Consider the following 20,225-nt stretch of genomic DNA (forward strand, 5'->3'; position numbering starts at 1 on the left):
CTTCCTAAAGACCACCCGGTGGTACAGGCGCGTAAGATCGCTCACCCGAACGAGTGAGTTGGATGCGGAAAGTGACGCCAGCCGGGCTCGAAGGCCTAACCCTGCTTGCCATGGGATCGACAGTGCTCAGCCTGCGGGTAGACGGTGAGCTGCTCGACAGGCTCCGGCGGCACGCCGCCAAACGCGGAATGAGCGTCCAGGACTATGTGGTCCGGACGCTCATTCGGGACGACTTCGACGAGCGCTTCAAGACGGCCGTCGACGAGACGCAGAAATTCTATGGAGCGGAAGAGGTCACGTGAGGCCGAGAGCCGGCATCGCGTAGTAGAAGACGAAGACCGCCGACACGACGTACATGGCCAGCGGCACCTCGCGCCAGCGCCCCGCCGCCACCCGCAGCACGGAGAAGGCGATGAAGCCGATGCCGATGCCGTTGGTGATCGAGTAGGTGAACGGCATCATCACCATGGCCAGGAAGGCCGGGATGGCGAGCGTGTAGTCGCTCCAGTCGATGTCCCGCACCGAACCCGCGATGATCAGGAAGCCGACGGCCAGCAGCGCCGGAGTGGCCGCCTGCGACGGGACCATGGTCGCCAGCGGCGTCAGGAACAGGGCCACCGTGAACAGCAGGCCGGTCACCACGCTCGCGAAGCCGGTGCGGGCGCCTTCGCCGACGCCCGCGGTGGACTCCACGAAGCAGGTTCCTGCGGAGGCGGAGCTCGCGCCGCCCGCGGCGACCGCGATGCCGTCCACGAACAGCACCTTGTTGATGCCGGGGAAGTTGCCGTCCTTGTCCATCAGCTTGGCCTCGTCGCCGACGCCGAGGATGGTGCCCATCGCGTCGAAGAAGCAGGACAGCAGCACGGTGAAGACGAACAGGATGCCGGTGAGCACGCCGACCTTGTCGAAGCCGCCGAACAGACTGACGTGGCCGATCAGCCCGAAGTCGGGGGTGGCGACCGGATTGCCCGGCCACTGCGGGACGGTCAGGCCCCACGCCTCGCCCGGCAGATCGGCGACCGCGTCGATGATCAGCGCGACGACCGTCATCGAGACGATGGAGATGAGGATCGCGCCCGGCACCTTGCGGACGATCAGCGCGAGCGTGAGCAGCGCGCCGAGGATGAAGACCAGGACCGGCCAGCCATGGAGGTGGCCGTCGCTGCCGAGCTGGAGCGGCACGGTGGTGTGCGCGGCGTCCGGGATGCGGGAGACGAAGCCCGAGTCGACCAGACCGATCAGCAGGATGAAGAGACCGATACCGATGGCGATGCCCTTGCGGAGCGACGTCGGCACCGCGTTCATCACGCGTTCGCGCAGCCCGGTCGCGACCAGCAGCATGACGACGATGCCCGCGAGGACGACCATGCCCATCGCGTCCGGCCAGCTCATCCGGGGGGCGAGCTGGAGGGCGACGACGGTGTTGACGCCGAGGCCGGCGGCCAGCGCGATCGGCACGTTGCCGATGACGCCCATCAGGAGCGTGGAGAACGCAGCGGTCAGCACGGTGGCGGTGACCAGCTGGCCGCCGCTCAGCTGGTGCCCGTACATGTCCTTCGCGCTGCCGAGGATGATCGGGTTCAGCACGATGATGTACGCCATCGCGAAGAACGTGGCGAATCCGCCACGGATTTCGCGTGCGACCGACGACCCCCGCTCGGAGATCTTGAAGAAACGGTCCAGGCCGCCGTGCGGCTGTGGAGCCGGAGGCTGCTTGGAGGCGACCGCAGCGGTGGCCGAGGGGGACATGTATGACCTCAGTCGTACGTAGAGAAAAGTGGTCAGCTTTGGACTTTTACACGAATAAATCGAGCCAGCCATGAGCAGATTCAGTATGAATACATAAGGCAAAGATCGCTATCTCCGCGCGTAGACCCTTGGGCGGACTGGGCCGAGGAGCTTTACATATCGGCCGCATACACTGAGCCCATGGCGAAGTGGACACCGACACACGAGGCACCCGAGCCCCTGGAGGGGCCCGTCGTCGCCACCATCACCGGCGGCACGATCCTCTGGTTCGTCCTCTTCCTCGTGCAGCTGCCGTTCTACGGCTGGTTCGACGACCACGGGCACACGTGGTGGATCTGGACGTGTCTGGCCGGTGCCGGACTCGGACTGATCGGCATCTGGTACGTGCGGGGGCGCGACGCGGCGATCAAGCGGGCGGCCGCCGGGGCCCGACCGGCCGACGCGTCCGGCGCCACCGACGAAAGTCAGGGTCGGCCCTGACTTTCGTACCGCCCGAGGACCATTCCGCTCCTCCTGCGGTCTGATCTTCGACCCCCCGGCGGGTGAACCGGACGTTCCACCCGTACCGTCGGAACCATGACGCAGCGGGCACTCCGCTCCTCCGGGGAGCACACACCCGGCCGACGCTGGCCGGCCAGGATCGACGCCGGTTCCGAACTCGACCCGGTCCACCCGATGAAGCTCCCTGCCACGGCCGTCCGCACGAGCGGGCTGACCGCGGCCGAGGTGGCCGAGCGGATCGCCCGGGGCGAGGTCAACGACGTACCCGTCCGCTCGTCCCGCTCCGTCCACGAGATCGTCCGCGCCAACGTCTTCACCCGGTTCAACCTGATCATCGGCGTGCTCTGGCTGATCATGCTGTTCGTCGCGCCGATCCAGGACAGCCTCTTCGGCTTCGTGATCATCGCCAACACAGGCATCGGCATCGTCCAGGAGTGGCGCGCCAAGAAGACCCTGGACAGCCTCGCGGTCATCGGTGAGGCGAAACCCACGGTCCGCCGCGACGGGGTCGCGGCGGAGATCTCCACCTCCGAGATCGTCCTCGGCGATCTCGTCGAGCTCGGGCCCGGCGACAAGGTCGTGGTCGACGGCGCGGTGGCCGAGGCCGACAACCTGGAGATCGACGAGTCCCTGCTCACCGGCGAGGCCGACCCCGTACTGAAGCAGGCCGGCGACCCGGTGATGTCCGGCAGCTTCGTCGTCGCGGGCGGCGGCGCGTTCTCCGCCACCAAGGTCGGCCGCGAGGCCTATGCCGCGCAGCTCGCCGAGGAGGCGTCCCGCTTCACGCTCGTCCAGTCCGAGCTGCGCAGCGGCATCAGCACGATCCTCAAGTACGTCACCTGGATGATGGTGCCGACCGCGATCGGCCTCATCATCAGCCAGCTCGTCGTCAAGAACAGCAACGTCAGGGACTCGATCGCCCGCACTGTGGGCGGCATCGTCCCGATGATCCCCGAGGGCCTGGTCCTGCTCACCTCGGTCGCCTTCGCGATCGGTGTCGTGCGGCTCGGCCGCAAGCAGTGCCTCGTGCAGGAGCTGCCCGCCATCGAGGGTCTCGCCCGGGTCGACGTCGTCTGTCTGGACAAGACCGGGACGCTCACCGAGGGCGGGATGGACGTCACCGAGGTGCGTCCACTGAACGGCGCGGACGACCCGTACATACGCCAGGTGCTGAGCGCCCTCGGCGCATCCGACCCGCGGCCCAACGCCAGCCTGCAGGCGATCATCGACGCGTACCCGTCCCCGAACGGCGAAGCATGGCGGTGCACGGAGGCTCTCCCGTTCTCCTCGGCGCGCAAGTACAGCGGCGCCGCGTTCGTCGAGACCGACGGGCGGTCGTCGACCTGGCTGCTCGGCGCACCTGATGTGCTCCTCCCGGACGAGGACCCGGCGCTCGGCGAGATCGAGCAGCTCAACGAGCAGGGGCTGCGGGTGCTGCTGCTGGCGCGCGCCGAGGGCGAGCTGGAGGGGCCGGAGATCGCCCACGGGGCCGTACCCACCGCGCTGATCGTGCTGGAGCAGCGGCTGCGGCCGGACGCCGGGGACACGCTGCGCTACTTCGCCGACCAGCGGGTCGCCACGAAGGTCATCTCCGGGGACAACGCCGTCTCGGTCGGCGCGGTCGCGGGCAAGCTCGGCCTGCCCGGCGCCGAGCACACGCTGGACGCGCGCCGGCTGCCCACGGACCCGGACGACATGGCCACGGCCATGGAGGAGAACGCGGTCTTCGGCCGGGTCACCCCGCAGCAGAAGCGCGAGATGGTCGCCGCCCTCCAGTCCCGCGGCCACACGGTCGCGATGACGGGCGACGGGGTCAACGACGTGCTGGCGCTGAAGGACGCCGACATCGGGGTGTCGATGGGTTCGGGCTCCGAGGCGACACGCGCCGTGGCCCAGATCGTCCTGCTGAACAACAGCTTCGCGACGCTGCCGTCGGTGGTCGCGGAGGGCCGCCGGGTGATCGGCAACATCACCAGGGTCGCCACCCTGTTCCTCACGAAGACCGTCTATTCGGTGCTGCTGGCGATCCTGGTCGTCTGCTTCCAGGTCGAGTACCCGTTCCTGCCCCGGCATCTGACCCTGCTGTCGACGCTGACGATCGGCGTCCCGGCGTTCTTCCTGGCCCTCGCCCCGAACAAGGAGCGGGCCCGGCCGCACTTCGTCCGCAGAGTCATGCGGTACTCGGTGCCGTCCGGCGTCATCGCGGGCATCGCCACCTTCGTGACGTACCTGGTCGCCCGGCACTACTACACGGGTACGGAAGCGCTGGGCGCGGAGACCAGCGCGGCGACGCTCACGCTGTTCCTGGTCTCGATGTGGGTGCTCGCGATCATCGCCCGCCCGTACACCTGGTGGCGGATCGTCCTGGTCGCGTCGATGGGTGCGGCGTTCCTGATCGTGCTGATGGTGCCGTGGCTGCAGAACTTCTTCGCACTGAAGCTGGTGGGCACGGTCATCCCGTGGACGGCGGTGGGGATAGCGGTGGTGGCGGCGGCTGCCCTGGAGTTCACCTGGCGACTGGTCAGCCGCCGCTTCCCGGCGTAGCCGTTATCGCACGTCGACGAAGTCACCGGCGGTGGTGACGGCCGGGGTGGTGGACGTACCGGCGAAGCTGTAGCGCCAGTAGCCGTCGACCGAGGCAGTGACCGTGGTCTTCAGGTTGCCGGTGCTGTTCGTCTTGATCGTCTTCACCGTGGTGTAGGTGGAGCTGGTCTTCTTGCGGAACTGGAGCTTGACCGACTGCCCGGTGTAGCCCGCGTACGTGTGCGTCTCCCAGTTGGCACGCGACAGCTTGCCGGTGACCGTGATGGTTTTGCCCTTCTTGACGGGCTCCGGGGAGGCGTTGACCGTCAGCTTCGACAGCCGCTGGATCTTCGCCGTGGCGTAGGAGTCGTAGTGCGTGCTGGAGCCGTCCGTGGCCTCCACGCCGGCGAGGACGTGCCAGGAGCCGGCCAGCGCGTTCTTCGTCAGATCGACCCGCGGGTCGATCGTGATGGTGTACGAGCAGGTGGAGGTGGTGGCACTTGCGGCCTTGCAGGTCGCTGCCTCCTCGTTCGGCAGCAGCGCACCGTCCATGCCCTCTTCCAGGTTCTTCCCGTGCCACAGGATCACCCAGCCGTCGGCGATGCCGGAGGCGTGCGAGGCGGTGACCGACACGGTGATGGTCTTCGCCGCCGTCGTGCCCAGCACGGTGTTCTTGCCGCCGTTGACGCTGACCTTGGAGATGACGGGATCCGCCGTTGCCGCGTGCGCGGCCGGGACGGCGAGGGCGGACAGGACCAGGGCGCCGGACGCGGCGGCGACAGTGGCACGTATGCGCATGTTCTTCTCCGGTGGAGAAAGGGGTCCGTCGGGCAGGTGGCGTGGTGGCTCCGGCAGCGACGGGACCCGATGGGCCAGTGCGTCCGCGGACCCGGCGGGCCGAGCGGGGACGCACGGGATGGGGGTACGAGAAGCGGGACCCCCGTACCGGAGATCCCGCTGCTCGTGTGGACCACGTGTGGAACTACGCCTGCAATCGGGCGTGGAACTACTGCACGTCGACGTAGTCACCCGCGGCGGAGACGGCCGGGGTGGTGGACGTACCGGCGAAGCTGAAGCGCCAGTAACCGTCGACCGAGGCCGTGGCCGTGGTCTTCAGGGTGCCGGTGCTGCTCGAGTTGATCGTCTTCAGGGTGGTGTAGGTGGAGCTGGTCTTCTTACGGAACTGGAGCTTCACCGACTGGGTCGCGTAGCCGTGGTAGGCCAGGTCGTCCCAGTTCGCGCGGGAGAGCTTCCCGGTGACGGTGATGGTCCTGCCCTTCTTCACGGGCTCCGGGGAAGCGTTGACCGTCAGCTTCGAGAAGCGCTGGAGCTTGGTGGTACCCAGGCCGTCCTGCAGCGCGTAGTCGATCTGGGTGGGGTCGGGGTCGGTCGGGTCCTGGCCGTTGTAGTCGACGGCGAAGCCCATCGCCTTCCACGTCGTGGCGTCCGCGTTGCCGATGAGGTCGTAGTACGGCGAGATGTCGATCTGCCCCTTGCAGGTGGCGACCGTCGAGGAGACGGCCTTGCAGGTGGGGGCCTTGTAGCCGTAGAGCTCGTTCGCCGGGACGTCGAACGAGCCCCGGTAGAGCGCGACATCGAGCGCGAAGTCGGCGCCGAAGATGTCGACGTCGGCGGCGTGCGTCACGGTGTACGTGGTCGCCACGGTCTTCGTGGCGGAGGTACCCACGGCGATCGGCTTGCCGCCGTTCACGGTGAGCTTCGAGAAGGTCAGGTCGAGCGGGGCACCGACGGTCTCGGCAGCGGCGACGGAGCGCGCGCCGGACTTCGCACCCGACTGCGCGCCGGATGCGGCCTGAGCGGCGCGCGCGGCATCGAGGACAGTGGAGCGGTGCGCGTCGTCGGCCTGAGCCGCAGACGGAACGACGAGGGCGGAGAGAGCCAGGGCGCCGGTTACGGCAGCCACAGTGGCACGAATACGCATGTTTCATTCCCCAATGTGGAGAAGGGGCCCGCGAAGATCGTCCGTTCCCGGGCCCAAGGCCGTCTGTGAAGCCTGATGGCTTCACAGACGAGACCCCTGAGACGCGTGAATGGTTGTGCGGCCCACGGGGATATTTTGCGAATACCTGACCCTGCCCGGGATATTGGCGCGTTCCGCCCCACCTTGTCAGTCGAACCAGCGGTCTCGCGCCAACTCCTCCGTACGCGACGGGTCCTGCAGCAGCGCAGCGACCTCGAAACGGCGTGGCCACTGCCCGGCCGCCCAGGCCAGGCCCGCCGCGACACCCTCCAGCGTCGAGGCGTGGACGGTCCCGTCCGGGGTGCGGCGCCAGTCCAGCTCGACGCCGCCCGCGCGGAGTTCGCCGTGTTCGACGTACGTGTCCGGGGTACCGGCGCCGAGCAGGATCCGTACCGAATCCGGCACCTGGTGCTCCTCGCCGTCCGTCGTCACCTCCGCCTCGACCGTCTCGCCGAGCCGCCGCACCTGGAACAGCTCGGCCAGGTCCGCGGCGCGCGCCGGGGCCACCGGCAGGAGCGGCAGACTGCTCGTCAGCGGCAGCAGGTCGGGGGCGTCCGCGATCAACGCGTCGGCCGCGTCGACGACGCGTACCTCGCCGTCGACCACGGCCCGCAGCTCGTCGGGCAGGGTGACCTGCTCCGGGTCGAGATCGGCCAGGGCCGTGTACAGCTCGTGGAGTTGTACGGAGCCGACCGGGCGGTCATCGTCCGCGAGCCGGCCGAGGAGCTCCGCCGCACCGCCCGGCTCGTCGAGGAGCGCGGCGACGGAGGTCCTCACGCCGAGGGCGCGCAGCACCTGGACGTCGTCGAAGCCGGTCGCGTCGGCGGAGTCGTACAGTCCGGACAGTCGCGGGTCGCCACCCGCAGCCCGCAGCCCCGCCGGGCGGCGGCCGCCGAGCACCGGATGGTCGCGCAGCCACCAGGCGGTGTACGAGCGCACGGACCGGGTCGTGCCGTCCGGGAGCAGCACCCGCACCGGCTGGGTCAGCGCGTCGCGCAGCGGCGGCCGGGAGAGCAGGGCGAGCGCCTGCGGCCAGGCATCGTCGTCGACGAGGTCGAGGTCGCGGACGGCGACGATCTCGGTGGCGACAGGCGGCACTTGGGCCCGCCCGTCGCCCGACCACCACCCCTCGTCATCACCGCTGCGCGGCGGCAGACTCAATTGCAGCTGGTCGAGAATGTCCTCGCACCACACGTCGACGGCGTCGAGCAGTCCCGCGTCGTCCGGTTCGGCGAAGTCGCCTTCGCGGGGCTCCAGTTCGTCGGGGTCGAGGACGACGTCGGTGGCCCGGACGAGCGCGAAGGTGGCCAGCACCCCGCAGGCGGTCAGCGGCTGCTCACCCCAGCGTTCCGTCAGCTCCTCGTCACAGAGCGCGAGTTCACCCTCGCGCATGACGCTCGCGAACGGGCTTCCCGGCAGCACGAGTTCACCGGCGGGTGCGGGTTCGCCGTCCTCGTCGGGGAGGGCGAGTGCACCGAGCCAGGGCTCGTCGCCCGGCGCGAGGTCGGCGTCCCGGACGAGCGTGAGGACGGTGTCCGCGAGCTCCTCCGCGTCCAGCGCGTCCTCGTCCCACACCTCGCCGGCGTCCAGCGAACCGGCGACGGCCGCCCGCACCTGCGGGGTCGTCAGCACCGCGCGCGGGGTGGCGGGCAGGGCACCCAGCTTCTCCAGGAGCGGATGTGCGGCATCCGGATGCGCGACCTTCAGCCCGAGTCGGGCCAGTCGGCCCAGGACCGGGCCGGTGAGGGCGTCGGGTACCGGCAGGAGAACCTGTCGGGGACCGATGGTGGTGCGGGGTGGTGCGGTGTCCGGGGTGCCCGCCGCGCCCTCCACCGCTCCGGCCAGGGGGACCGGGAGTCCGGAGAGCCGGTCGGGGTCGACTCCCGACAGGCTGTCGTACAGCCGCCGCCACCAGTCGGGTTCGCGCTCCAGACCGGCGAGCCGGTCGATCGCCTCGGTCAGCGGGACCCGGGCGACGCCGAGGGTACGCAGTTCGCTCCGGCGCTCAAGTCCCGCGGGCAGCAGGCACGGCAGCACCTCGGCAAGCACCTGAACGGTCTCGGCGCCCACCCCCTCCACGACCTCTGCCTCGATCGGCCGCAGCGCGGTGGTGGCCACGCGGACGTTCTCCGACCCGGCGTCCCAGGCGTCCCACTGCTCGGGCTCGGCGGCGGCGTCGCGCGGAGCGGCGGGCTCCAGGAACGCGACGCGTGGCAGCCGGTCCAGGATCGCGCCGCGCACGGCACCGTCCAGTTCGCTCTTGCCGAGCGGGCCGGGCACGAGGTCGAGAGTGGCGATGGACACCGGATGCCAGTCGGCGAGCAGTTCGGCGTACGCGTCGGCCGCGCGCTGCACCAGGAAGTCGGTGAGCGGGCCGGGCGCGGGGTGGCGGCGCGTGGTGTCGAGCGGCAGCGACGCGATGAGTAGGGCGGGGACGCCGAGGGGCTCGTCGGTGGGGGTCGGCGCGTGCACGACGGGGGCGGTACGGGGGTACACCGGTGCCCCTTCCCCGTCCACGGGCACCGCCCAGGTCACCGACCAGTGCGGGCGCAGCCGTTCCTCCAGCGGGCGGTCGGCGAGCAGGGCCGGTTCGATCGGCCCGTGCTGGGCGACGGTGCGCCAGCGGTTCGTGCCGTACGCGGAGTCGTTGATGTGTGTGTAGGGCCCGTGCTGTGAACGGCTGAGCGTCCGCAGGTCCTCGGGGGTGTCGATGACGATCTCTTCGAGACCGGCGAGCGTCAGGAGGAGCGCGTCGTCGACGGCGGCGAGCAGCCGTCCGACGAGGTCCTCGGCGACGCCGTCGCGCAACGGCAGGACGACGACGGTGTCGTACCCGTCCGGTGCGGTGCCCTCGGCGGGCAGCGGAAGACGCAGCAGCGGTACGTGGCCGTCGCGGCGGCGGAGTTCGTCACCGAGGCCCGGGCTGCCGACGGCGGCCTCGCGGGCGAGGTCACGGGCCTCGGCGAGGGACCAGCGGACGCCGCCGTGCCGGCCGACGACGGCGGGTTCGTCGCTGACCGCGAGGACGGCGGCGAACCCGACGCCGAACCTGCCGACGGCGGACTCGTGGCCCTCGCGCTTGGCGGAGGCGCGGAGCGTGCTGAGCGATTCGACGCCGGTGGCGTCGAGGGGGGCACCGGTGTTGGCGGCGGCGAGGACGGCGGGTCCGGTGTCCGAGGCGGGGTGAAGGGTGAGACGGAGCCGGCCGGGGACGCCGGCGCGGGCGGCCGCATCGGCGGCGTTCTGGGCGAGCTCGACGACCAGGCGGTCGCGGTAGCCGCCGAGCGCGAGGTCCTCCTCGGCGTTGGCGTCCTCCCGGAACCGGGCCGGACCGGCGCCCCAGGCGTCGAGCACCCCGCGCCGCAGCCGTGCCGTCCCGAACGGATCGGCCCCCTCGGTCGCATTCATGCTCACGCTCTGACTCCGCTCTGTCCGGTGACGCGTTACCCGTGTGCGGCGGGGGTGTGCGCGTGCGTGCGCGTACACCCGTGCCGCCAGTGTGCGCCCGAAGGTACCGCGACCGACAATCCCGCGTGGCGCGGCGGTGGGGCGCCGCCCTTGTCCCCCATCGCCGGACGGGCTCGAAACGCCCCCGGCGCGTCTTCGCGCCGTGTCCGCCCTCGCCGGACGGGCTCGGTCCCGCCCCCGAAAACGCGCCCCGCGCCGCACCGGACGTCGCACCGAACGTCGCACGGACGACATATCGAGCCCGTCCCGAGCGACACATCGAGCCCGTTCGGCGATCGAGGACAAAGCTCACCCGGAGCCACGGGACCGCACCGCAGCACGCGACCCCCGGGTACCGCAAACCCGGACCCCCAGCGGCCAGGCGCGTCAGGAGTGGCCCAGGTCCTCCGACGGCGCGTCCGGTTCCACCGGGACCGATCCGCTGTCCCGCGCCGGGCGCAGCGGGTACTCGTCCACCTGCATCGTGTCCAGCGCGTGCGGCGCCGGCTTCGGCGGCTTCGGCATCACCGCTGCCTCCGAGTGCCCACCGCAGCCGTACGACAGGGAGACCACATGGCCGTCCGCCGGGCCGAACTCGTTCGCGCACACGCCGAAGGCCTGCCGCAGCGAACCGGCCAGCGGCACCAGGAAGGCACAGGTGACACAGGAAGCCGGTGCCGCCTGAGCCATCGGCGTCTTCGCGCCGAACGTCTCGTCCCAGCGGTCGGCCGCGGCATGCAGCCCGTACCGGGACAGCACCCGTGCCCGTCGCATGCCGAGCTCTTCCGCGAGCGCAGCGATGGAGCCGCGCCTCGTCGTCTCCGGGCGCGTCGTGAGTTCCGCGTCCTCCGCGTCGACGAGGTCGGCCATCTCCTCCGACATCTCGGAGGCCACCGAGTTCGGCGGCGGCTCCTCCTCGCCGCTGTACCCCGGCTCCAGACGCAGATCCTCCGCCTCCGTCGGCAGCAGATCACCGGGTCCCATGTCGCCGGGCCGCAGCCGCTCGCTCCACGGCACCCACTCGGGAGCGAGCAGCGCGTCGGTCCCCGGCAGCAGTACCGCCTCGTCGAGCGTGACGACCTTGGCGCGGGAGGCCCTGGCGACCGTCGCCGCCCAACGCCAGCCCTTGTAACCGGGTTCCTTGCACTCGAAGTAGTGCGTGACGACCCGGTCCCCCTCGGAGACCAGGCCCACGTGCTCACCGACCTCCCCCGGCGCGGCCACTTCCTGGGCCGCCGCGCGCGCGAGGTCTACCGCCTCGGCGCACAGACGGTCGGGGGCAGGGGTACGGGCAGTACGGCTTCGCGTCGTAGCAGCACTCACAGGTCTCGCTTCTCTCCATACGCCGTCTCACGAGTGCGCCAGCAGATCCATCGATTTCGGCCATGACGGTTGCGGGCGGAGCGGACCTGGGGGCCGCGTCGACGTCCGCACCCGTTGTGCCTGCCTCGGGCGCGCCTTCTGCTATCCATTCTGCGGGATCGCCGAGAGGCGCGCGGCCAAGAACAACCGCCGGGGGCGCGTTACGCACGCTACCCTCTCCGCAGCTCCCCGCCCACCTGCCCGTCCCAATCGACGGCGTATCCACTGCCGTGTCCGGGTCGAGCGGTCGGAGGATTGCCCTGCCGGCAGGGTCCTCACTGACCCGACAGGGCGGCGTACCCCGTGCCCCGTACCGTTCTCGGTTCGTTACCGCAGTGGCTGGGGCACTATGACGGGGTGGCTGCCGCCAGGTCGCACGACGGGCCCGGCCCGCTCCGCAGGACGGGCCGGACGATCGGTCATGCCCTGCACGCGCCGTTCACCGGCACCGCGAAAGGCATCCGTAAGGCGACCCACGCCCACGGCGCCGGCGAATCCGGACTCGGCAAACTGATCGAGCTGCACGCCGTGAACGGCGCGGGCGACGTGATGATCACGGTGGCGCTCGCGTCGACCGTGTTCTTCTCCGTACCGACGGACGAGGCGCGCGGCCGCGTCGCCCTCTACCTCGCCGTGACGATGGCACCGTTCACTCTCCTCGCCCCTGTCATCGGCCCGCTCCTGGACCGTCTGCCGCACGGCCGCCGCGCCGCGATGGCGGGCGCCATGCTGGCGCGTGCGGTGCTCGCGCTCACGATGTCGGGCGCGGTCGCCACGGGCGGTCTGGAGCTGTATCCGGCGGCACTGGGCGTGCTGGTCGCGTCGAGGGCGTACGGGGTCGTGCGCAGCGCGGTCGTGCCACGCCTGCTGCCACCGCGTTTCTCCCTGGTGAAGGCCAATTCCCGGGTCACCCTGGCCGGGCTTCTGGCCACGGGCGTGGCGGCGCCGATCGGGGCCGGGCTGCAGACCATCGGGGCGCCCTGGCCGCTCTACGGCGCGTGTCTGATCTTCACCGGCGGCACCGTTCTCGCGTTCACGCTGCCCCACAAGGTCGACTCGGCGAAGGGCGAACGCCGCGCCCAGCTGGTCGAGCCGCACGGCCATCAGCCCTCCGTCCGCAGCAGGCCCTCCGTGGCCAACGGGAAGAAGGGCAGGGCCAGGACCAACGGGGAGAAGGAGAAGCGGCCGGGGCTGCGGACTGTCGGGCCGTCCGTCCTGCACGGGCTCCAGGCCAATGCCGCGCACCGCGCGCTCTCCGGCTTCCTGATCTTCTTCCTGGCGTTCCTGCTGCGGGTGCACCCCCTCGCCGGGCAGAGCGCGGCCGTCTCGCTCGGCATCGTCGGTGTCGCGGCCGGGGTCGGCAATGCCCTCGGCACGGCGATGGGCTCCTGGCTCCGGGCCCGCGGCCCCGAGGTGATCATCGCCTCGGTGCTGGGGCTGGCGCTCGGTGTCGCCGTCCTCGCCGCGGTCTTCTTCTCCACCGTGATGGTCGCCGCGCTCAGCGCGGTGGCGGGTTTCACACAGGCACTGTCGAAGCTGTCGCTGGACGCGACGATCCAGCGCGACGTGCCCGAGGAAGTCCGCACGTCGGCGTTCGCCCGGTCCGAGACACTGCTCCAGATGGCCTGGGTGGTCGGCGGCGGTATCGGCATCGCTCTCCCCCTCAACGGCGTACTGGGAATGTCGGTCGCCGCGGGGATCCTCGCCCTCGGTGCGGCTGCCTCCGTACGGGGTCTGCTGAGTGCGGCACGACGCGGCTCGCCGCACCCCCGCGTGGCGTGAGCGGGAGCGACCGATAGCCTTCGGCCCATGACCGTTGCGTTCTTCTCCGGTAAGGGCCGTCGAATCGGCGTCGCTCTCGGTGCCGTGTCCGCGGGACTCCTTGTCCTGTCCGCCTGCGACAAGCCGACGCCGCTCGCCACCGTGACGGTCGGCGACACCTCGGTGAGTACCGAAGCAACCTGCTACAACGACGGCAACGCCATCAAGGAGTCCCTGATCCAGGGCTGCCTCAACAACAAGAAGGCCGAGCACACCGTCAAGGTCGCGATGGACGACAAGGTCCGCTTCGGCGTCGACCCGAAGATCGCGGACAACGGCTGGACCCTCTTCATCAACGGCCAGCAGGCCGAGCAGGAGCCGTACAAGAAGACCTACCGGTCCATCCCGGGCAGCGCCTTCTTCTCCAGCCAGACCGGCACGACCACGAACAAAACGCAGATCAGCATCGTGGAGACCACGGGCAAGAAGCTCACGGGCATCTGGCACTTCACCTTCGTGAAGACCAACTGACCCCCTCCCGACCCGGGAGGACCCTCCCCGTGCGTGTGCTCGTCGTGACCGCTGTCCCGGTGGAACGGGACGCGGTCACGCGTGCGTTCACGGACGGACCGGAGGTGGTCCGGGCACCGGGCGCCGAGCTGCACCGCGCCGGCGGTTTCGATGTCCTCGCGGGCGGCGCCGGTCCGGCCTCCGCGGCCGCCGCCGCCGCGTTCGGGCTTGCCTCCGGGTCCTACGGCCTGGTGGTCTCCGCCGGCATCGGCGGCGGGTTCGCGCCCGGCGCCCCGGTCGGCTCCCTCGTCGTGGCGAGCGCGATCGTCGCCGCCGATCTGGGCGCGGAGACCCCCGACGGGTTCGTGCCCGTCACCGCCCTGGGCTTCGGCCGGGAACGGTTCGAGCCGCCGCCCGCCCTGGTACGGGAGGTGGCCGTCGCGACCGGCGCGGTCACCGGCGACATCCTCACCGTCTCCACCGTGACCGGCAGCGCCGACCGTGCCGCCGCCCTCCGCGCCGCACATCCGGACGCCGTCGCCGAGGCCATGGAGGGCTTCGGGGTCGCCGAGGCGGCCGACCGGCTGCGCGTACCGGTGCTGGAGATCCGGGCCGTGTCGAATGCCGTCGGCCCGCGCGACCGGGACGCCTGGCGCATCGGCGACGCACTGGCCGCGCTCACCGACGCGTTCGGGAAGCTCACCCCCGTACTGGAAGGTTGGACCCACCATGACCGACTCGACTGAGGGCACCGCGAAGCCCGGCACCGCTGTGAAGATCGCCTTCTCGCCGTGCCCGAACGACACCTTCGTCTTCGACGCCTGGGCGCACGGCAGGGTCCCCGGCGCGCCCGCCCTCGATGTCACCTTCGCCGACATCGACATCACCAACGGCATGGCCGAGCGCGGCGAGCTGGACGTGTTGAAGGTGTCGTACGCGGTGCTGCCCTGGGTCATGGAGGAGTACGCCCTGCTGCCCTGCGGCGGTGCGCTGGGCCGCGGCTGCGGGCCGCTCGTCCTGACGAAGGAGCCGGGTACGGATCTGACGGGGAAGACCGTCGCCGTTCCGAGCGAGCGCTCCACCGCGTATCTGCTGTTCCGGCTCTGGGCGGCGGATGTCGTGCCGGGCGATGTCGGCGAGATCGTCGTCATGCCGTTCGACGAGATCATGCCCGCCGTGCGGGACGGGAAGGTGGACGCCGGTCTCGTCATCCACGAGGCGCGCTTCACGTACCGGAACTACGGGCTGCACAGCCTCGCCGACATGGGCGAGCACTGGGAGGCCACGACCGGGCTGCCGATCCCGCTCGGCGCGATCATCGCCAAGCGGTCGCTGGGCGCGGAGACGCTGAAGCTGCTGGCCGAGTCGATCCGCACGTCGGTACGGATGGCCTGGGACGACCCGGAGATGTCACGTCCGTACGTGCTGGAGCACGCCCAGGAGATGGACCCGGCCGTCGCCGACCAGCACATCGGGCTGTACGTGAACGAGTTCACCGCCGACCTCGGCGAGAACGGCTATGCGGCGGTACGCGGGCTGCTCACGCGCGCGGCGGCCGAGGGGCTGGTGCCGCCCCTCGGCCCGGATGCTCTGTCGTTCGGCTGAGAGGGGCGAGCCCCTCCGAGTCCGGCCGTAACGGAACACGGCCGGTCGCAGCACCAGGGCGTGTGTCGGAAGTCCCGCCTGCCCCGCGACGCCTGGCACGCACGCTCGCTGCGTTGTCGGGCCCACCCTTCGGGCGGACGGCGGGACTTCCGACACACGCCCTAGACGTCGAGCTGGTCGGCGACCGCGCGCAGCAGGCCGCCGATCTGCTTGCCGGCCGCCTTGTCGGGGTAGCGGCCCCGCTCCAGCATCGGCGTGATGTTCTCCAGCAGGGTTGTCAGGTCCTGCACGATCGATGCGAGCTCGTCCGGCTTGCGGCGCTGGGCGGCAGCGACGGACGGTGTCGGGTCGAGGATCACCACCGAGAGCGCCTGGTCCCCGCGCTGACCTGCGACGACACCGAATTCGACGCGCTGGCCGGGCTTGAGTGCGTCGACTCCGTCAGGGAGCACCGACGAGTGCACGAACACATCGCCACCGTCGTCGCGGGAAAGGAAGCCGAAGCCCTTCTCGCTGTTGAACCATTTGACCTTGCCAGTCGGCAAAGCACGCACCCCATCTCAACCCGTAAGCCGGAACCAAGCCTCAGCAGGTCAGGCCGTCCAATGGTCGTGCTCCCCTGCTGGCAGAAGCCTCCACAGGTGCAGTACCCCCCGTCAAGCCGGGTCATCCGGACTCTGTCCGGAAACGGCGCACTCCGGGTGAAGGGACGGGGGCTCCGGGGCGGGAACTACCCTGACGGGGTGAGTACTCCTCCCTCTGGCGCAGGTGACCGGCTCGTCCGTGTCGGCGCGATCGTCTTCTTCATCGGGGCCCTGGCCACAGTGGTCACGGTGGCTCCGCTGTTCCTCGGGACCGACCCGTTCCCGTCCATCGCGTATGCCGTGTGCATGCTGATGGGCGTGGGGTTCCTGATCGCCGCGGCGGGCGTGGTGCGGTCGGTATGGGCGGCATCCCCCAAGCGGACCGCACGCTGACGGGGACGGACTCCGGTTACGCCGCTTCCGGGTAGGTGCGCAGCCACGCCGGGAACTGCGTGAGGTCCGGGAGGACGACGTCCGCGCCCGCCTCCCGCAGTTCGTCCGCGTCGCACGGGCCCGTCGTGACCCCGATCGACAGGGCATTTGCGGTCCGGGCGCCGCGCACGTCCCCGATGTGGTCGCCGACGTACACCTGCGCGCCGTGCTCGCGCAGCGCTTCCCCCTTGCGCTCCGCCCACAGGCTTCCTATGACCTCGTCGGGTTCGATTCCCAGGTGTGCCAGGTGGAGCCTGGCGTTCGGCGTGTGCTTCGCCGTGACGACGATCGTCCGGCCGCCCCGCGCGCGGATCGCGGCAACGGATTCCCGGGCGCCGGGCAGGGCGGGGCTCGGCGTGATCGCGTACGCGGGATAGATCTCCCGGTACCGGTCGGCCGCGGCGGCCACGGCGTGCGCCGGGTACCAATTCGCGAGCTCGTCCTCCACGGGCGGTCCGAGCCTGCTGACGACCAGATCGACATCGATCGGCGTCCCGGTCTCGGCGGACAGCGCCCGGTAGGCGGCCTTGATGCCCGGCCGGGAGTCGATGAGCGTCATATCGAGGTCGAAGCCGACCGTCAGGGGGTGCGGAGCCATGGTGCCCATTGTGCCGAGTGCACACCTTCCTTCCGCCCCTCGGTACCCCTTGGTCCCGCAGGCCCCTCCCGCCCCTCGGACTCCGGCGGACTCCACCTAGACTTAGCCAAGCCTTACCTCGCTATGCCTTCCAGCTTGCCGATTGGGTCCGATGTCAGCCGCCGCACCACGCCGCTCCAGACGCGCACTCGCGACGGCGGCGGCCGTCGCGGCGCTGCTGGTGGCGGTACTTCTCAGCCTTGCCGTGGGGGCACGCTCCATACCCCCGTCCCAGGTGATCGACGCCCTGCTGCACGGCGGGCACTCCGACGCCGCCGAAGTCATCCGGAACATGCGGGTGCCACGCACCCTGATCGGGCTGATGGTCGGCGCGGCACTGGCCCTCGCGGGCACGGTGCTCCAGGGCATCACCCGTAACCCCATCGCCGACCCCGGCATCCTCGGCATCAGCCAGGGCGCCTCGGTGGGCGTGGTGCTGGCCATCGCGTACGTCGGGATCCACACCCTGACGGGGTACGTGTGGTTCGCGTTCGCGGGTGCGGCGATCGCCTCCGTCGCCGTGTACGCCATCGCGTCCAGCGGGCGCGGGGGCGCCACCCCCGTGAAACTCGCCCTCGGCGGCGCCGCGATCAACGCGCTGCTGGTGTCGGTGACGATGGCGGTGCTGACGACCAAGGCGTCCGCGCTGGACGAGTTCCGCTTCTGGCAGGTCGGCTCGATCGCCGGGCGCGAGGCCGATGTGGCCCAGCAGATCTGGCCGTTCATGCTGGTCGGGACCGTGCTCGTGCTGTCCGTGGCCCGCGGGCTCGATGCACTGGCCCTCGGCGAGGACGTGGCGAAGGGGCTCGGACAGAAGGTCGCGACGGTACGGATCGTCGGCGGCGCCGGGGCCACCGTGCTGACCGGCGTCGGCGTCGCGGCGGCCGGCCCGATCGCGTTCATCGGACTCGCCGTCCCCCACATCGCCCGCGCGATCGTCGGCAGCGACCACCGCTGGGTGCTGCCGATGGCCGCACTGATCGGGCCCGTCATGCTGCTCGTCTCCGATGTCATCGGCCGCATCGTCTTCCCGCCGAGCGAGGTCCCGGCGGGTGTGATGACGGCACTGATCGGGGTTCCCTTCCTGGTCACGCTGGTGCGCCGGAAGGCGGTGCCCGCATGAGCGACACCACGGTCCGGGTGCGGCCCGCCGGGTACCACGTCGTACGGATCGGGGCACGGGGCCGGTTCCTGCTGCACCGGCGGGCGGCCGTCGTCGCCGCCGCGCTCGTCGCCGCGCTGGCCGCCATCTGTGTCGCGTACCTCTGCGTCGGCGAGAGCTTCGTCGCACCCGGCGAGGTCATGAAGGTGATCCTGGGGCAGCCGTCCCCGGACGAACTGGTCGTCGGCACGCTGCGGCTGCCGCGCATGGTCGTCGGGCTGCTCGTCGGCGCGGCCTTCGGGATCGCCGGTGCGCTGATCCAGACAGTGGCCCGCAACCCGCTGGCCAGTCCCGACATCATCGGCATCAGCCAGGGGGCGGGCGCGCTCACGGTCGGCGCGATGACCTTCGGCGTCACCTCGTACACCGTGCTGCCGTACCTGTCCGTCATCGGCGGGGTGGCCGCGGCGGCGCTCGTGTATGTCTTCGCCTGGCGCGGCGGGCTGCACGCCACCCGCTTCGTCCTCATCGGCATCGGCTTCGCCATCGCGCTGCGGTCGGTCACCACGCTGTTCCTGACGAAGGGCGACTACCTGGTCGCCCAGCAGGCGCAGATCTGGATGACCGGCTCGCTCAACGGCCGCGGCTGGTCCGAGGCCGCGCCGATCGGCTGGACGCTGCTGATCCTGCTGCCGGCCGTCCTGTGGGCCGCCCACGCCCAGCGCACCGTCTCGATGGACGACGACACCGCGACGGCCCTCGGAGTACGTCTGGGACGCGTACGTCTGGGGCTCGTCGCCATCGGCGTGATCCTGGCGTCCGTGGCGACCGGAACGGCCGGTCCCGTCGACTTCGTGGCACTCCTCGCCCCGCAGATCGCCCGCCGCATGACGCGGACCGCGCAGATCCCGCTGTTCTGCTCGGCGCTGCTCGGCGCGGTGATCGTCGTCTTCGCCGACCTGCTGGCGCGCAAGCTCTTCTCGCCCACCGAGTTGCCGGTGGGCGTGCTGACGGCGGCGGTCGGCGCCCCGTATCTGATCTGGCTGATCATCCGCGGTCACGGCGGCGGTCGCGGCCGTAGTGGAGGCACTGCATGAGCTCGACCCGTACGTCCGACACCGCGACGACCACGACCAGCCGGCTCGCGGCGCGGGAGCTGACCCTCGCGTACGAGGACCGCACCGTCGTCCAGGAGCTGGACCTCGCCATTCCCGACGGCCGGGTCACCGTCATCGTCGGCCCGAACGCCTGCGGCAAGTCGACCACCCTGCGCGCCCTCGGCCGACTCCTCAAGCCGCGCGGCGGGGCCGTGCTCCTGGACGGCACCGAACTGTCGAAGATCCCCACGCGGAAGATCGCACAGTCCATCGGGCTGCTGCCGCAGACTCCGGTCGCGCCCGAGGCGATCACCGTCTCCGACCTCGTCGCCCGCGGCCGCCAGCCGCACCAGCACTGGTGGCAGCAGTGGTCGGACGAGGACGAGCGGGCGGTGACCGACGCGATGGAGCGTACGGACATCACGGCACTCGGCGACCGGTCGGTGGACGAACTCTCCGGCGGTCAGCGGCAGCGGGTCTGGATCGCGATGGCGCTGGCCCAGGAGACGGATCTGCTGCTGCTCGACGAGCCGACGACGTACCTCGACATCGCGCACCAGGTGGAGGTTCTCGACCTGGTGCGGCAGCTCGCCGCCCCGGCGGCGGACGGCACCCGGGGCCGCACCGTCGTCACCGTGCTCCACGACCTGAACCAGGCCGCGCGGTACGCGGACCACCTGGTCGCGATGAAGGCGGGCCGGATCGTCGCCGAGGGCCGCCCCGAGGACATCGTCACGGCAGACCTCGTACGCCAGGTCTTCGGCCTGGAGGCAGTGATCGTCCCGGACCCGGTGACGGGTTCGCCGCTGGTGGTACCGGGGGCCCCGTGGTCCCACCCCGGTCCGGGGTGACCGGTTCCGTCCTCGATCGCCGGACGGGCTGGATTTTCGGCGCCGTGTCCCGGGGGCGCCGCCGCCTCTGCCGGGTGGTGGGG

At 70.9% G+C, this 20,225-nt stretch carries 18 protein-coding genes; 11 read left to right on the forward strand and 7 right to left on the reverse strand.

The annotated features are described in order from the left end of the window. Positions 1-62: 62 nt before the first annotated feature. Positions 63-302, forward strand: a complete 240-nt coding sequence (locus ACFU8W_RS41930; RefSeq protein WP_384049510.1) for a hypothetical protein — start codon at positions 63-65, stop codon at positions 300-302. Here ACFU8W_RS41930 and ACFU8W_RS41935 read toward each other — a convergent pair. Further along, positions 295-1,749, reverse strand: coding sequence for an NCS2 family permease (locus ACFU8W_RS41935; RefSeq protein ID WP_384049512.1), 1,455 nt, complete (start codon positions 1,747-1,749; stop codon positions 295-297). The two genes, ACFU8W_RS41930 and ACFU8W_RS41935, sit on opposite strands and share 8 nt — an antisense overlap. Positions 1,750-1,929: 180 nt before the next feature. Between ACFU8W_RS41935 and ACFU8W_RS41940 the strand changes: the two genes are divergently transcribed. Both ACFU8W_RS41940 and ACFU8W_RS41945 read left to right on the forward strand, forming a co-directional pair. Then, a complete protein-coding gene (locus tag ACFU8W_RS41940) occupies positions 1,930-2,229 on the forward strand; it encodes a DUF2530 domain-containing protein (RefSeq protein ID WP_384049515.1) in 300 nt (99 codons plus the stop codon). A 96-nt stretch (positions 2,230-2,325) separates the two neighbouring features. Continuing rightward, positions 2,326-4,794, forward strand: a complete 2,469-nt coding sequence (locus ACFU8W_RS41945) for an HAD-IC family P-type ATPase (RefSeq protein WP_384049518.1) — start codon at positions 2,326-2,328, stop codon at positions 4,792-4,794. Between the two features lie 3 nt (positions 4,795-4,797). Here the strand turns inward: ACFU8W_RS41945 and ACFU8W_RS41950 are convergent, their stop codons facing one another. The 4 genes from ACFU8W_RS41950 to ACFU8W_RS41965 form a co-directional block, all read right to left on the reverse strand. Next, positions 4,798-5,571, reverse strand: coding sequence for a DUF5707 domain-containing protein (locus ACFU8W_RS41950; protein WP_384049521.1), 774 nt, complete (start codon positions 5,569-5,571; stop codon positions 4,798-4,800). 208 nt (positions 5,572-5,779) lie between these two features. Beyond that, positions 5,780-6,715, reverse strand: a complete 936-nt coding sequence (locus ACFU8W_RS41955) for a hypothetical protein (RefSeq protein WP_384049524.1) — start codon at positions 6,713-6,715, stop codon at positions 5,780-5,782. Between the two features lie 186 nt (positions 6,716-6,901). Then, a complete protein-coding gene (locus tag ACFU8W_RS41960) occupies positions 6,902-10,162 on the reverse strand; it encodes a sacsin N-terminal ATP-binding-like domain-containing protein (protein WP_384049553.1) in 3,261 nt (1,086 codons plus the stop codon). 426 nt (positions 10,163-10,588) lie between these two features. Continuing rightward, a complete protein-coding gene (locus ACFU8W_RS41965) occupies positions 10,589-11,524 on the reverse strand; it encodes a DUF3027 domain-containing protein (protein ID WP_384049526.1) in 936 nt (311 codons plus the stop codon). Positions 11,525-11,920: 396 nt separating this feature from the next. Here ACFU8W_RS41965 and ACFU8W_RS41970 point away from each other — a divergent pair, with 396 nt between their 5' ends. Genes ACFU8W_RS41970 through ACFU8W_RS41985 form a run of 4 tightly spaced genes read left to right on the forward strand, consistent with a single transcriptional unit; the run spans position 11,921 to position 15,439 of the window. Continuing rightward, complete coding sequence (locus tag ACFU8W_RS41970; protein ID WP_384049528.1) at positions 11,921-13,345, forward strand: MFS transporter; 1,425 nt, start codon at positions 11,921-11,923, stop codon at positions 13,343-13,345. A 27-nt stretch (positions 13,346-13,372) separates the two neighbouring features. Beyond that, the gene (locus ACFU8W_RS41975) at positions 13,373-13,855 is read left to right on the forward strand and encodes a DUF2771 domain-containing protein (RefSeq protein WP_384049531.1); all 483 of its coding nucleotides are present in this window, start codon (positions 13,373-13,375) and stop codon (positions 13,853-13,855) included. 29 nt (positions 13,856-13,884) lie between these two features. Further along, a complete protein-coding gene (locus ACFU8W_RS41980) occupies positions 13,885-14,580 on the forward strand; it encodes a futalosine hydrolase (protein WP_384049534.1) in 696 nt (231 codons plus the stop codon). Then, complete coding sequence (locus ACFU8W_RS41985; protein WP_266982979.1) at positions 14,564-15,439, forward strand: 1,4-dihydroxy-6-naphthoate synthase; 876 nt, start codon at positions 14,564-14,566, stop codon at positions 15,437-15,439. Before ACFU8W_RS41980 ends, ACFU8W_RS41985 begins: the two co-directional genes overlap by 17 nt. Positions 15,440-15,600: 161 nt before the next feature. Here the strand turns inward: ACFU8W_RS41985 and ACFU8W_RS41990 are convergent, their stop codons facing one another. Further along, complete coding sequence (locus ACFU8W_RS41990) at positions 15,601-15,984, reverse strand: cold-shock protein (RefSeq protein ID WP_384049537.1); 384 nt, start codon at positions 15,982-15,984, stop codon at positions 15,601-15,603. A 198-nt stretch (positions 15,985-16,182) separates the two neighbouring features. On the opposite strand from ACFU8W_RS41990, the gene ACFU8W_RS41995 reads away from it, so the two are divergent. Next, a complete protein-coding gene (locus ACFU8W_RS41995) occupies positions 16,183-16,416 on the forward strand; it encodes a hypothetical protein (RefSeq protein ID WP_384049540.1) in 234 nt (77 codons plus the stop codon). Between the two features lie 16 nt (positions 16,417-16,432). Here the strand turns inward: ACFU8W_RS41995 and ACFU8W_RS42000 are convergent, their stop codons facing one another. Further along, a complete protein-coding gene (locus ACFU8W_RS42000) occupies positions 16,433-17,062 on the reverse strand; it encodes an HAD family hydrolase (RefSeq protein WP_384049543.1) in 630 nt (209 codons plus the stop codon). A gap of 142 nt (positions 17,063-17,204) precedes the next feature. Here ACFU8W_RS42000 and ACFU8W_RS42005 point away from each other — a divergent pair, with 142 nt between their 5' ends. From ACFU8W_RS42005 to ACFU8W_RS42015, 3 genes are read left to right on the forward strand one after another with little or no spacing between them, the layout of a single operon-like run. Then, positions 17,205-18,215: an iron ABC transporter permease gene (locus tag ACFU8W_RS42005; RefSeq protein WP_345512240.1), complete on the forward strand. Its 1,011-nt coding sequence runs from the start codon at positions 17,205-17,207 to the stop codon at positions 18,213-18,215. Next, positions 18,212-19,291 (forward strand): FecCD family ABC transporter permease, encoded by a 1,080-nt coding sequence (locus tag ACFU8W_RS42010; RefSeq protein WP_384049547.1) that lies wholly within the window; start codon positions 18,212-18,214, stop codon positions 19,289-19,291. The genes ACFU8W_RS42005 and ACFU8W_RS42010 overlap by 4 nt, the downstream gene beginning before the upstream one ends. Then, complete coding sequence (locus tag ACFU8W_RS42015) at positions 19,288-20,142, forward strand: ABC transporter ATP-binding protein (RefSeq protein ID WP_345512242.1); 855 nt, start codon at positions 19,288-19,290, stop codon at positions 20,140-20,142. Before ACFU8W_RS42010 ends, ACFU8W_RS42015 begins: the two co-directional genes overlap by 4 nt. The last annotated feature ends 83 nt before the right edge of the window (positions 20,143-20,225 follow it).

It is taken from the genome of Streptomyces sp. NPDC057565, from assembly GCF_042801455.1.
Classification (GTDB): Bacteria; Actinomycetota; Actinomycetes; order Streptomycetales; family Streptomycetaceae; genus Streptomyces; species Streptomyces yanii.